Raw genomic sequence first — 12131 nt, 5'->3', positions numbered from 1 at the left:
GTTCTTGGCCTTCTCCGTGGTATCGCCGGAATCGAGCACGACCAGCTTCAACTTGGCGCCGCCGAGCGCCTTGATGCCGCCTTGCGCGTTGATGTGATCGATCGCCATCTCGGCGCCCTCGCGCATCACAGTTCCTGGGCGGGCATAGAGTCCGGAGATCGGCACAAGCAGGCCGACCTTGATCTCGGCAGGCTGCTGCGCCGAGGCGCGGGCCGCGATCAGCGTGCCCGACGCGCCGGCCAGCAGCGTTCGCCTCGATATCGTGATCTTGCTCTTTGCAGTCATGGCAATTCTCCTCCCTGAAATCGCGCGACGTTTAGGATTTTTTCGGCCAGAACGGCTCTGCCTGCGCGAGTTCGGGCGGATAAACGGTGACAGGCACGCCCGATTGCCATTGAACGATGACGACGCCGGCGCCGACGCGGCGGCCCTTCTCGTCGAATTTGAGTTGACCACCCGGATAATATTTCGACGGGCCGCCATCCATGCTGCGGAAGGCCTGCGCGACCGCATTGCGGTCGGCCTTGCCGGCCTTCTCCAATGCCTCCTTCATCAGCCACATGTCGCCATAGGTCGAGATGACGTTCTGCGTCATCCAGGGCTCCTTGTATTTGGCCTTGAGCTCGGCGATCAGGGCTTCGTGGCCTTTCGAACCCCAGTTGGCGACGATGGTCATGATGCCCTGCACGGTTTCCGGGCTCACGCTCTGGAGCATGTCGGGCTCGGCAATGGTGATGCTGAAGGACACCGTCGGGATCTTGCCCTGGCCGAGGCCGAATTCGCTGATCTTCTCCAGGCCGAGCTTGGCGTCGGACACCGCATTCGGCATGAACAGCAGCAGATCGGGCTTCGCGGAGCGAACCTTCTGTATCAGCGGCGTCGCATCTGATAGCGGCGGGGTCCAGACCTCCTCGACGACGAGCTGGAGGCCTTCCTGCGCGAACAGCTTCTCCTTGAGCGCCTTGGCTGTGGCGACAGACGTTGCGGTGTTGTCCATCAGCATCGCCACGGTCTTCGGCTTCTTGCCCGATGCATTTTCGGCGAGCTTCATGAGCGTCGGCAGGCCGAGCTCGGACTGGCGGCTTGCGGTCGCGGCGGTCTGGAAGATGTATTTGAAGCCGCGGTCGGTCAGCAGGTCCGAATAGGACAGTGTCAGCATGGGAAGTTCGGCGCGCTCGGTTACCTCGGTCACGGCGAGCGTGAAGGAGGAGAGATAGGCGCCGGTGGCGGCGACGAGATCGGGCTCCTGCGCGACCATCCGCTGCGCCGCGTTCTTGGCTTTCTCGGTGGTGTCGCCGCAGTCGATCACGACCAGCTTCAGCTTGGCGCCGCCGAGTGCCTTGACGCCGCCTTGCGCATTGATGTGCTCGAGGCCCATCTCGGCGCCCATCTTCATCACCTGCCCCGGGCGGGTGTAGATGCCCGAGAGCGGTACGATCAGTCCGACCTTGATCTCGCCAGGGGCCTGCGCGCGTGCAACGCCGGCTAGGCCCACGGCGGCGGCGCCGGACAGCACGGTCCGGCGGCTCAATCCTGTCGGTGTCACGCCTTTCGACGTCTTGTTCATTTTGTTTTCTCCCTGGTCTTTGTTTTTCTGTTCGTCACATGCCGAGATAGGCTTTTCGCACGCGATCGTCGGCGCGCAGCGTGTCGTTGGTGCCTTCGAGAACGACATGTCCGGCTTCGAGGACGTAGCCGTGATCGGCGGATTCCAGCGCTTCCGCGACGCGCTGCTCGACCAGCAGCATGGTCAGCCCGGACTGGCGCCGGATCTCGATCAGCCGCTCGAAGATGAAGTCTGCGGTCGACGGCGCGAGCCCCATCGAGGGCTCGTCCAGCATCAGCAGCTTTGGCGAGGAGGCGAGGCCGCGGCCAATCGCGAGCATCTGCTGCTGGCCGCCGGACATCGTGCCAGCGAATTGATTGCGGCGCTCCTTCAGCACCGGCAGCCACTCGAAGATGCGCTCGATATTGGCCTGCCAGTCGCGGCGGCCGCTTTCGGTCATTGCCCCCATTTCCAGGTTCTCCATCACGGTCAGTGACGGGAAGACCTGCCGGCCCTCGGGGACATGAGCGATGCCGAGATGGGCGCGCTGTGGCGGCGGGACGGCGAGCAAATCGACGCCATTGAACGAGATCGCTCCTCCGCTCGGCTTCACGATGCCGGAGATCGTCTTGAACAGGGTGGTCTTGCCGGCGCCGTTGGGGCCGACGATCGCAACGAACTGGCCGGTGCCGACATTGATCGAGACGTCGTTCAGGACGGGTTTGGCCGAATATCCTGCGCTCAATCCCTCAATTCGCAGCATGGCCCACCCACTTCTTGCCGAGATAGGCCTCGATCACGCGGCTATCGCGCGTCACCACCTCCGGGAGGCCCTCGGTGATCACGGCGCCGTGGTCGAGCACGAGGAAGCTGTCGACAAGGCGGACCATCGCCTGCATGGTGTGCTCGATGATGGCGATGGTCATGCCGTCGCGTGCAAGCTGCTGGATCACGGCGACGAGCTCGTCCGCCTCGCCATGGCCGAGGCCCGCGAGCGTCTCGTCAAGCAGCAGGATGCGCGGCTTGCCGGCGATCGCCCGGGCGAGCTCCATCAGTCGCAGTTCCTTGGTCGACAGCTCGCCGGCAACACGATCGGCAACGGCGGAAAGCCCGACACGGGCGACCGCATCCGCGGCAAGCTGGCGGGCTTCCTCGTCGGAGCGCGCGCGCACATAGGCGCCGATCACGACGTTGTCGAGGATCGACATCCGTAGGAACGGCCGCATCACCTGGAAGGTTCGGCCGATACCGGCCTCGCAGATCGTGTGGGGTCGCTGGCCGGACATGTTGCGGCCGTCGATCAGCACCTCGCCCTGGCTTGGCTTCAGGAAGCCGTTGAGAAGATTGAACAGCGTCGTCTTGCCGGCACCGTTCGGGCCGATGATGCCGAGGATCTCATTCCTGTGCAGCTTGAAACTGACATCCTGCACGGCCTTCAGGCCGCCGAAGGAGCGCGAGAGCCTGCGAACTTCGAGCACGACTTCGCCGGTCGCCGCGCGCTGCCGCCCGGCGGGCTTCAGTGCCGTGACGTTGGCGGCCGATGCTTCCGGGACATTGGCGGCAGCCGCGTTGGGGGCGATCCGCTTGCGCACGAGATCGCGCAGTTTCCAGAACAGCCCTTCCGGCGCCAACAGGATGACGCAGACAATGGCGAAGCCAAAGATCACGCCCTGGATGCCGGGGAAGCGCGCGCCGGCCTCGGCGTGCAGGATTTCGGCAAGCGGGATCAGGATCACCGAGCCGATGACCGGACCCCAGACCGTGCCGACGCCGCCGAACATCGCGACCGTCAGCGCCTGTGCGGACACCAGCATGCCGAACACCGATTGCGGGGTCACGACCAGCAGCACTTGCGCGTAGAATCCGCCGATCGCGGCAGCGATCGCGCCGCTGAGCGTGATCGCGCGCAGCTTCCAGGCCAGCGTGTTGATGCCGGCTGCTTCAGCCGCAGCTTCGTTCTGCTTGATCGCGAGCAGCGCCATGCCAAATCGGGAGCGCTCAATCACCTGCGTTAGCACGATGGTGGCAAGCATGATGGCAAGCCCCAGCAGCGTGTAGAGGCGGGGATCGGCGAATTGCATATAGGCGATCGGCGCGTCGCGCTTGATCGGAAGCGTCACCTCCTGGAAGCCGAGCCACTCGAACACATAGAGAATGGCGAGCGGATAGGCGAGCATCGCCAGGGCAAAATAGTGGCCCTGCAGGCGGAAGGTCGGAAACCCGATCAGCAGCCCGGCGATGCCGCCGAGCATGGCGGCGACCGGGATCAGCAGCCAGGGAGAGATGTTGAAATAGATCTGGCCGAGCGCGGTCGCGTATGCGCCAATCCCGAAGAAGGCGGCGTGGCCGAACGAGATCAGTCCGGTGTAGCCGCTGAGCAAATTCCAGGACAGACCGAACACCGCCCACACCGGCACCAGCGTCAGAATGAGCTGGTAGTAGGAGTTGGTGACGCTGAGCGAGATCCCCGCATAGGCGAGGGTGAAGAGGAGGGGCGGAAGAAAGGAACGCATCCGGAGCATGGTCATGTCCTCTCGACCATGCGCCCGAAGAAGCCTTGCGGGCGGAAGAAGATGATGAGGAGGAAGACCGCGAAGATCGCGGCGTTCTGCAATTGCGTCGGCAGGATCAGCGTCGACATCTGCTGCACGAGCCCGATCGTCATGCCGCCCCAGAAGGCGCCGATGATGCTGCCCATGCCGCCAAGCACGACGCCCGCGTACATGACGATAACGTATTCAAGGCCGACGAAGGGATGGAACGGATAATTGGTGGCAAGCAGGCCGCCGGCAATTGCAGTGATGCCGGAGCCGAGTGCGAAGGCGGTGCGGTGCGCGCGGTCGACGTCGATCCCCATATAGGTCGCGGCGGTCGGATTGTCCGCGGCTGCGCGCAGCGATTTTCCGATCCGCGTGCGCGTAATCAGCAGCGAAAGCAGAATCATGATCGCCAGCGAGACGATCGCATCGATGCTGCGCGCCTTGTTGAGGAAGATGCTCATGTCGAAGAAGGGACCGAGCTCCCACGCCGAACTTGACAGCGGCGTGCGGATCGAGGCCAGCACCGAGCCGAAGACGATCAGGCCGCCGTTCTGCAGGATCAGCGCGATGCCGAGCGTAAGGATGAGCTGGGCGTAGTGACCTTCGCCCTCGAGCGAGGCGGTACGCGTGCCAGAAACGTGTGAGATCAGCGCCAGATGGACGACATAGCCGAACACGGCGAGCACTGGTCCGGCCAGGAGAATGGCGACGAACGGGCCGACCGTATTGCCGAACAACGCCTGGACGCCGGCGGCGGTGAAGAGATAGAAGGCGACATACATGCCGAGCATCATGAAATCGCCATGGGCGAAGTTGATGACCCGCATGACGCCGAAGATGAGGCCCAGCCCGACGCACATCAGGCCGTAGACGGCTCCGATCAGCAGGCCCGCGGCGAGCGCTTGCAGAAATCCTTCCATCAGCCCCGCCTCCGCGCAACGGTCGTGCTGGCTTGCCAGCGATCGTTCACTACTGACGATGCCCGGCTGGTCTCCCGGTCGACCATGTTTCCCCCGTAGTCCCTGGCATTTCTTATGATGCCGATCGCAAGGCCCGTTCCGGCGCGTCCAGACGACACTGTGCTGCGATGACGCTGACATCGCCGAGCCGTTCGCAATCCTCGATCAGCTGTTCGAGCCGGCGCGCGCGGTCGTCGCCGAGGACGCGGCTGGCGGCAGCGCGAAAACGCGCGCGAATATCTGAAGGCGTTGCGGCGATGACATCGGGCAGGGCGTGCCTGATGGTCCGGCCGTCCCGCAAATGCACGGTCACGTCAGCGCCTTGCTTGCCCGGGAAGGCGGCGGTGAAGCCGGGATCTGCCCTGAGGTCGGTGACTGAGACGAGGCGGATGATGTCGGAACCGTCGAGCTCCGCGTAGTTCTCTTCTTCGATCTCGCCCCGCGCCAACGTCGCAGCGACGCTGAACGGAATGCTCATCTTGGCCTGGAGCGCGTTGCGATAGGGCCCCATCGAATCGCAGCCGGGATAGCAAACGGCAGCGTCGGGGGCGCGAATGACGACGCGGTCGATCTCGTCGGCGTCCGCGATCTCGTGCGAGACACGGAGCGCCGCCTGCGCCGCGGTCTGCGCGAAATTGCAGGCCGGGACCGGCTTGTTGTAGACGGCCATGATCTCGCTCTGGCCGTCCGGAAACAGCGTAATGCTGTCGGGCGCGGGCTGGCGCCGGAAGGCTGCGAACAGGCCGGCTTCACCCTCCAGGATCGTTTCCGAGCCGAAGGCGCCGGCCGCAGCGAGCCCGACCGCCTTGATCGCGTTGCTCGCCGCAAAGCCCGGGTGAAAATACATGTCGGAGCCGCCCGCATGCGGCCACTCGTTCAGTCCGCTGGAGGTATTGGCTGCGATCGCGATGGCGCTCGTTGCGGCGTCCTCGGACAGATCGAGCGCAAAGCTTCCCGCAAGCGCCGCGCCTGGCGGCGCCACGAGGCCGGTCGGGCGGTAGAGGCGCGCGAGGTCGGAGGTCAGGAGCGCGCGGCCGATCCGCGCACCGGTCTCGTAGCCGATGATGGCGGCAGCCAGCAGTTTCGTGCCGTGCAGCGGCGTCTGCTCCGAGAGCGCGAGCAGGGTCGGCCAGATCACGACGCCGTGGTGCGCGATGCTGGCCGCATGCATGTCTTCGCGCACGAGACCGTGTCCCATGACCGCATTGGCGAAGGCGGCGTCGGCCGGTGAGGAGAGTTGCGAGGTTCCAATGATGGTTGCATCGCCGCCAGCCTGCGCAATTGCGATGGCCTGGCGGCTCCAGGGGTGATGGCCTGCCTCGAAGGCACACGACAAGAAGTCCAGTAGGCAAAGCTTTGCTTTGGTGATGACGTCAGGGCCGAAATCTCCGAAGTCGACGGCAAGTGCGCTCCGCGCCATCTGGCGCGCAAGCGATACCTTGCCGGAGCCGGTCGCGCCGATCGTCATCGCGAGTCTCTCTCCCAAAGGCTGGCGCGCTTAGCCGCGCATCTCGACCCCGGCCCATTCCTCGAGCACCTTGGCAATCGAGGTGAAGTCGGATGAAGGGCCGTATTTGGCGTTGGTGATCGCGAGCATCTGCCGCACGACTGCGCCGCAGACCATCGGCACGCCCATGGCCTCGGCCTCGTCCACGCACAGGCGGACATCCTTGTAGGATAAGCCGGTCGTGAAACCGAAATCGAACGTGCCGGGCAGCACCGAGCGTGGAAATTTGTCTTCGGAAGCGCTGTTGCGGCCGCTGCTGGCGTTGATGATGTCGATCAGCACCTTCGCGTTGACGCCACCCTTGACTCCCATCGCGACAGCTTCCGAGGTGATCACCAGCGCTGCGGCTGCCATCAGGTTGTTGGCGAGCTTGGCAGTCTGTGCCACGCCCGGCTTGTCGCCGGTGTAGAACAGCTTGCCGAAATTCTTCAGGATCGGCTGCACGGTGTCGTAGGTTGATTGCGGGCAGGACACCATCACGGCCAGCGTGCCGTTGACCGCGCCCTTGATGCCGCCGCTCACGGGCGCATCGACCAGTGTCATCCCCTTGGCCTTCAGGCCTTCCGCAACCAGTTTCGCGGCGCCGGGACCCGAGGTCGACAAATCGATCACAATCTTCGCGCGGGTGCCGCTGCTGATGCCGTCCTTTCCGAGCGTGACCGCCTTGACGATGTCAGGTGTTGGCAGGCTTGCGAGCACGATGTCTGCGCGGGAAGCGACATCCGCCGGCGAGGTGCCGAGCAGCGCACCGCGCTTGACCAGCGGCTGGGTCGCTTCGCTCTGCGTGTCGTACACGACGAGCGGATAGCCCGCATCCATCAATCGCCCCGCCATGGGACCGCCCATGCGGCCCGTGCCGACAAAGCCGAGCGTCTCTCCCGCCATCGTTCACTCCCTGTCGCGCGATCCCGTGATCGGGCGCGGCTTCTTCTCTTGTTCGTTGATCATATCTTGCCGGCTGATCCCGTCGGCCGCCGTCGTTGCGGTCAGGGGCTCACTGCGCCAGCGGGCCGGATTGTTATGATTGTCAGACAAACTGTCAAGCATAACATTTAGGGTCGACAGTTTGCCGCAGATGGGCATAAGGTCCGGGAAAACGAGGAAGACGCCCCGCGTGCCGCAAGACCAGATTCCAAGCGTGAGCACGACGCTCGCCGATTTCGTCGCTGCTTCGTCATGGGCGGAAGTGGAGGCACAAGCCCACCAGGCGCGGCGATCGATTCTCAATTTTTTCGCGACCACGCTCGGCTCCGCGCGAGATCCGGTGGTCACGGCTGCGATGCGGACCTTGTCGCCGTTCAGCGGAGCCGCGACCGCGACGGTGATCGGCCGTTCGGAGCGGCTCGACGCCTTGTGCGCGTCCTTTCTCAATGCCGTCGCGGCAAATCTTCTCGATTTCGACGACACCCATCCCGAGACGATCATTCATCCCGCGGCGCCGGTCGCTGCTCCCGTGCTGGCCCTGGCGGAGACGCGCGGGTTGTCGGGCCGCGACGTGCTGACCGCGTTCATCCTCGGTGGCGAGGTCACGTGTCGCATCGGCAACGCCGTCTCGCCGCATCACTATGCCCGCGGCTGGCACATCACGTCGACTTGCGGGATTTTCGGTGCGGCGGCGGCGTGCGCGAAACTATTGGGCTTGCCCGCGGAAGGCATCGCAAACACCATCGGAATCGCGGCGAGCCAGTCGGCGGGCAACGTCGAGAACCTGCCGAGTGCCGCCAAGAATGTCAGCGTAGGCAATGCGGCTCGTAACGGATTGTTCGCCGCCTTGCTCGCGCAGCAGGGCTATGAGGCCGCCCCTCGCGCTATCGAGGGCCCGCTCGGCTGGGCGCGCACCATGGGCGACGAGCCTGATCTTGCACGCCTGCTCGACGGCCTCGGCAAGACCTGGGAGATCGCGAAGAACACCTACAAGCCTTATCCGGCTGGCATCGTGTTCCATTCGGTCATCGATGCATGCCTCCTCTTGCGCGAACGGATCGGCCGAAGGCTCGCCGAGATCGAGGAGGTGACCGTGCAGGGCTCGGCATTGCTGCTCGCGCGGGGCGATCGCGCCGTCAACAACGAGCGCGAAGCGCGCGTCAGCATCCATCACTGCGCGGCTTGCGGGCTCTTGCTGGGTGCGGCGGGCGTTGCCGAATTTACGCACGACACCGTGGTCCGGCCTGATATCGCTCAATTTCGGAGCGAGGTGAAGGCGGAGCTCGACCCCGGCTTGCCGGACGGCGCCGCGCGAGTCAGCTTGAGTCTGTCATCCGGTGAGATCTTCACCGAAACCGTGATCTCGCCCCGCGGCAGCCCTGCGGCGCCGCTCGCAGATCGCGACATCGAACAGAAGCTGCGTGAATGTGTGCGGACCGGCCGGAGCGATTGGGACGCAGACCGCGTCATCGAAGCGGTCTGGCGGCTCGATGCCTCGGATAACGCGGCCGAGCTCATGCAGTCGCTGCGACCAACGCCGCCAGACGATTTCACTCGCTCCTAAACACATCTTGAGACCGGAAAGGACAACCATGAGCAAGACCGAACTGTTCGAAAAGGGCCTCCAAGTCCGCAAGGAAGTGCTCGGCGAGGACTACGTCAACAAGTCAATCGCCGGCGCCGACGAGTTCACGCGCACCATGGCGGAATGGTCGACGGAGTTCTGCTGGGGCGCGTTGTGGACGCGGCCCGGCGTCGACCGGCGTACGCGCTCGATCGTCAATCTGGCGATGCTTGGGGCGCTGAACCGGCCGCACGAACTGAAACTGCACGTCAAGGGCGCCTTGAAAAACGGGCTGACCAAGGAGGAGATCAAGGAGATCCTGCTTCAGGTCGCCGTCTATTGCGGTGTTCCCGCCGGCATCGACGCATTCCGGAATGCCCGCGAGGCTTTCAACGAAGTCGACGCGGGTTCCTGAACACCGCGCCCATTTGCTGGTGGAAGCGATGAGCGAGCCGGACTACGAGCTCTTTGCCATTCGTTACGCAACGCGTGAAGCGCAGCGGAGCGAGCATTTCATCGGTGGCGACCCGCATGACGGGCCGATGCCGATGGACTATTTCATATGGCTGGCAAGGGGAGGCGGAAGCGTCTTCGTTATCGACACCGGTTTCAATGCTGCGATCGCCAAGCAGCGCAGGCGGACGTTCCTGCGCTGCCCGGTTGAAACGCTTCGCGCCTTCGACATCGACGCAGCTGACGTCAGGGATGTGATCCTCACGCATCTACACTACGACCACGCCGGCAATTTCGACCGGTTTCCGAATGCGCGATTTCATCTGCAGGAGCGCGAGCTGGCGTATGCCACCGGACGCTACATGCAGTATCCGAGGCTGTCGCATTCCTTCGAGGCCGATGATGTCTGTGGGATCGTGCGCCTCAACTATGCGCGCCGCGTCTTGTTCTATGATGGCGACGCCGAGATTGCGCCCGGGTTGACGGTCCATGCGGCCGGCGGGCATTCGGCCGGTCTACAATTCGTCCGCGTCAAGACCCGCCGGGGCTTTGTCGTACTCGCCTCCGACGTCAGTCATTTCTACGAGAACATGACCAGCGAGCGTCCGTTCACGACTGCCTTTCATGTCGGCGACATGCTTGCGGGCTTCGACAAGCTACGGGCAGCCGCGGCTGATATGGATCACATCGTTCCAGGCCATGATCCGCTCGTCATGAAGCTCTATCCGTCACCAAGTCCGAACCTCAGCGGTGTCGCGGTCCGGCTCGACGTCGCACACTCCGAAGCCGCTCCTACCCGGTAGGAAATCAGGCACGGCGCAGGAGGATGCGATTCCAAACATCGCTCCATCCGCGTCTTGCTTCGGCGGACTATTTGTCTACACTCGAGCAGCAGCTTTGATGCCTTATGTGCCGGTCGCGGCCTTCAGCCATCTCGGTGAGCCCGACGCCGCGCAGCGCTTCCTGGCGCTGCCGTCGTCGTTCGAGGGGACCTAATAGGCGCCACCTGACTCTCCGTTCGCGTTGTGGAAGGTGGCTAGATCGTCCCGCTGCCGGCGAAGATTTCGACGACCACGGCGCGATTGGCGGCCCTGTTCATCGCGGTCGTGTTGTCTTTCAGATACTCGTGGGGTGAAGCGGGCTTGACCGAGAAGACGCGCGAGCGGGCGCTTGGGCCGAACAGGTGAAAGACGTTCCTGGCCCGGCCCGTGCGCAGGAAGATGTTGTTCCGTTCGCCGCCGGTGCTGTCGCTGTATCCGACGATCTGGAATTGCAACGACTTGTCGGTCTCGAATCGGATGAGCTGCGCTGCCAGCAGCGGATCGCGCTTGGCGATGTTCTTGAGATGCCGCCAGTCGACGCCGAAATCCCAGATGACGAGATATTGGCAGGTGCCGACCGGCGGGACCAGACTGACGTCCGCACCGAGATGGCCGACCTCGGTGCGGGACGTCGCGACTTCATTGGCTTGGTAGGGAAAGACGTCGGCGCTGTGGACCTTGGCAAGCGCCAAGCACTGAAATTGCGGCGCCGCCATATTCGGCATCTGTTCCACCGGGCCCGGCGGCGTGTATTGCGGCAGTGGCTGCGGCGCGCGTCCCATGGCAATTCTCCCGTTGCTGGCGTGGCCTGTCCAAAGCTGAGCACTGGTGGGAGCCTCGGCTCCCACCGCGGTTATGACCAGTAGTGACGCGAGCGGTCGGGGAAGTTCAAAGGCGAGGTGCGGGCGCCTCAACAGTCATTCCGGGGCGATGCGCAGGATCGAGCTATTGTTCCAATGCCGACGAATGGTTCTCTCGGGGTCATTCCGGGGCGCGAAGGGCGAACCCGGAATCCCGCCCCCCAATATCGAGAGTCCGGGCTCGCCGCTGATGCGGCGTCCCGGAATGACGGAATCAAACGTCAGAGTCACAAGGCCAGTGGCTTGCAGGTGAATAGACGAAAGTTTGCGTCTGCGCCGTCGCAGTCGCGGTCGAGAGCGCTGTTGATTGCGGTGCCCGTACGATTGGCTTAGTCTGTGCGAGCGCTCATTTCATCGGATCGGTCGTCGACCACAGCACAGTCTTGGCGCTCTTCTCATAGGCCATGCCCCTGGGATAGCTGATCAGCTCCATTTGCATCCCCCACGGCGTCAGGAAATAGAGAATGGATTGGCCGGCCGCCGGCCCTTCGTTGACGGGGATCGGACCTTGCATGGTCGTGACGTTCTTCGATCGCAGATAATCCGCCGCCTTGGCGATGTCATCGACATAGAGTGCGATGTGATGGCCGCCGATGTCGCTGTTCTTCGGCAGCGTCTTGGCTTGATCGGGCGACCGGTACTGGAACAGCTCGATATTCGAGCCATAGCCGCAGCGAATCATGCTGATCTCATCGATCACGGCGCGTGGGTTGACGTTGACAACATCCTGCATGAACGTGCCCTTGTCATCCGAGAACGGCCCAAATGACATGGCATGTGAGCAGCCGAGCACGTCGGTAAAGAAGGCGGTTGCCGCCTTCACGTCGGGCACGGTGATGCCGGTATGGTCGTGGCCGCGCAAACCTGGAATGGAATCGGCGGCAGCCGGCAAGACCGACGGACCGAGCGACAGCACGGTGGAGGCTAGCAGCACTTTCAACCTGTTCATGATCGCAT

Annotated in this window: 12 protein-coding genes; 3 read left to right on the top strand and 9 right to left on the bottom strand. The window is 63.8% G+C overall.

Annotated elements, in window-relative coordinates; all coding sequences use genetic code 11:
- The 7 genes from BRAS3843_RS11915 to BRAS3843_RS11885 form a co-directional block, all read right to left on the bottom strand.
- A partial coding sequence (locus BRAS3843_RS11915) for an ABC transporter substrate-binding protein (RefSeq protein WP_035981488.1) occupies positions 1-285 on the bottom strand: 285 nt, incomplete at its 3' end.
- Positions 286-316: 31 nt separating this feature from the next.
- On the bottom strand, positions 317-1567 hold the full coding sequence (locus BRAS3843_RS11910) for an ABC transporter substrate-binding protein (protein WP_008969138.1): 1251 nt from the start codon (positions 1565-1567) through the stop codon (positions 317-319).
- A 34-nt stretch (positions 1568-1601) separates the two neighbouring features.
- Entirely contained in the window at positions 1602-2309 is a 708-nt protein-coding gene (locus tag BRAS3843_RS11905; RefSeq protein WP_008969137.1) for an ABC transporter ATP-binding protein, read from the bottom strand.
- A complete protein-coding gene (locus BRAS3843_RS11900; protein WP_008969136.1) occupies positions 2296-4074 on the bottom strand; it encodes a branched-chain amino acid ABC transporter ATP-binding protein/permease in 1779 nt (592 codons plus the stop codon). Before BRAS3843_RS11900 ends, BRAS3843_RS11905 begins: the two co-directional genes overlap by 14 nt.
- Positions 4071-5006, bottom strand: coding sequence for a branched-chain amino acid ABC transporter permease (locus tag BRAS3843_RS11895; RefSeq protein WP_008969135.1), 936 nt, complete (start codon positions 5004-5006; stop codon positions 4071-4073). Before BRAS3843_RS11895 ends, BRAS3843_RS11900 begins: the two co-directional genes overlap by 4 nt.
- A 112-nt stretch (positions 5007-5118) precedes the next feature.
- Positions 5119-6513: an MmgE/PrpD family protein gene (locus BRAS3843_RS11890; protein WP_008969134.1), complete on the bottom strand. Its 1395-nt coding sequence runs from the start codon at positions 6511-6513 to the stop codon at positions 5119-5121.
- Positions 6514-6543: 30 nt separating this feature from the next.
- Entirely contained in the window at positions 6544-7437 is an 894-nt protein-coding gene (locus tag BRAS3843_RS11885; RefSeq protein ID WP_008969133.1) for an NAD(P)-dependent oxidoreductase, read from the bottom strand.
- A gap of 253 nt (positions 7438-7690) precedes the next feature.
- Here BRAS3843_RS11885 and BRAS3843_RS11880 point away from each other — a divergent pair, with 253 nt between their 5' ends.
- From BRAS3843_RS11880 to BRAS3843_RS11870, 3 genes are read left to right on the top strand one after another with little or no spacing between them, the layout of a single operon-like run.
- Positions 7691-9040: an MmgE/PrpD family protein gene (locus BRAS3843_RS11880; protein ID WP_244425260.1), complete on the top strand. Its 1350-nt coding sequence runs from the start codon at positions 7691-7693 to the stop codon at positions 9038-9040.
- 28 nt (positions 9041-9068) lie between these two features.
- Complete coding sequence (locus BRAS3843_RS11875; protein WP_008969130.1) at positions 9069-9455, top strand: carboxymuconolactone decarboxylase family protein; 387 nt, start codon at positions 9069-9071, stop codon at positions 9453-9455.
- Between the two features lie 28 nt (positions 9456-9483).
- Positions 9484-10296 (top strand): N-acyl homoserine lactonase family protein, encoded by an 813-nt coding sequence (locus BRAS3843_RS11870; protein WP_035981487.1) that lies wholly within the window; start codon positions 9484-9486, stop codon positions 10294-10296.
- A gap of 233 nt (positions 10297-10529) precedes the next feature.
- Here BRAS3843_RS11870 and BRAS3843_RS11865 read toward each other — a convergent pair whose 3' ends face one another.
- Both BRAS3843_RS11865 and BRAS3843_RS11860 read right to left on the bottom strand, forming a co-directional pair.
- Entirely contained in the window at positions 10530-11096 is a 567-nt protein-coding gene (locus tag BRAS3843_RS11865; RefSeq protein ID WP_008969127.1) for a hypothetical protein, read from the bottom strand.
- A 424-nt stretch (positions 11097-11520) separates the two neighbouring features.
- The gene (locus BRAS3843_RS11860; RefSeq protein WP_008969125.1) at positions 11521-12123 is read right to left on the bottom strand and encodes a VOC family protein; all 603 of its coding nucleotides are present in this window, start codon (positions 12121-12123) and stop codon (positions 11521-11523) included.
- Positions 12124-12131: the final 8 nt, after the last annotated feature.

The organism is Bradyrhizobium sp. STM 3843 (assembly GCF_000239815.1).
GTDB lineage: Bacteria > Pseudomonadota > Alphaproteobacteria > Rhizobiales > Xanthobacteraceae > Bradyrhizobium.
The sequence above is the reverse complement of the archived record's forward strand: the minus strand, read 5'-3'. Positions and strand labels throughout refer to the sequence as shown.

Bases quoted from the DNA above. Each gene is read 5' to 3' on its own strand.
- BRAS3843_RS11910 (WP_008969138.1), bottom strand. From the start codon at position 1,567: ATGAACAAGACGTCGAAAGGCGTGACACCGACAGGATTGAGCCGCCGG.
- BRAS3843_RS11905 (WP_008969137.1), bottom strand. From the start codon at position 2,309: ATGCTGCGAATTGAGGGATTGAGCGCAGGATATTCGGCCAAACCCGTC.
- BRAS3843_RS11900 (WP_008969136.1), bottom strand. From the start codon at position 4,074: ATGACCATGCTCCGGATGCGTTCCTTTCTTCCGCCCCTCCTCTTCACC.
- BRAS3843_RS11895 (WP_008969135.1), bottom strand. From the start codon at position 5,006: ATGGAAGGATTTCTGCAAGCGCTCGCCGCGGGCCTGCTGATCGGAGCC.
- BRAS3843_RS11890 (WP_008969134.1), bottom strand. From the start codon at position 6,513: ATGACGATCGGCGCGACCGGCTCCGGCAAGGTATCGCTTGCGCGCCAG.
- BRAS3843_RS11885 (WP_008969133.1), bottom strand. From the start codon at position 7,437: ATGGCGGGAGAGACGCTCGGCTTTGTCGGCACGGGCCGCATGGGCGGT.
- BRAS3843_RS11875 (WP_008969130.1), top strand. From the start codon at position 9,069: ATGAGCAAGACCGAACTGTTCGAAAAGGGCCTCCAAGTCCGCAAGGAA.
- BRAS3843_RS11870 (WP_035981487.1), top strand. From the start codon at position 9,484: ATGAGCGAGCCGGACTACGAGCTCTTTGCCATTCGTTACGCAACGCGT.
- BRAS3843_RS11865 (WP_008969127.1), bottom strand. From the start codon at position 11,096: ATGGGACGCGCGCCGCAGCCACTGCCGCAATACACGCCGCCGGGCCCG.
- BRAS3843_RS11860 (WP_008969125.1), bottom strand. From the start codon at position 12,123: ATGAACAGGTTGAAAGTGCTGCTAGCCTCCACCGTGCTGTCGCTCGGT.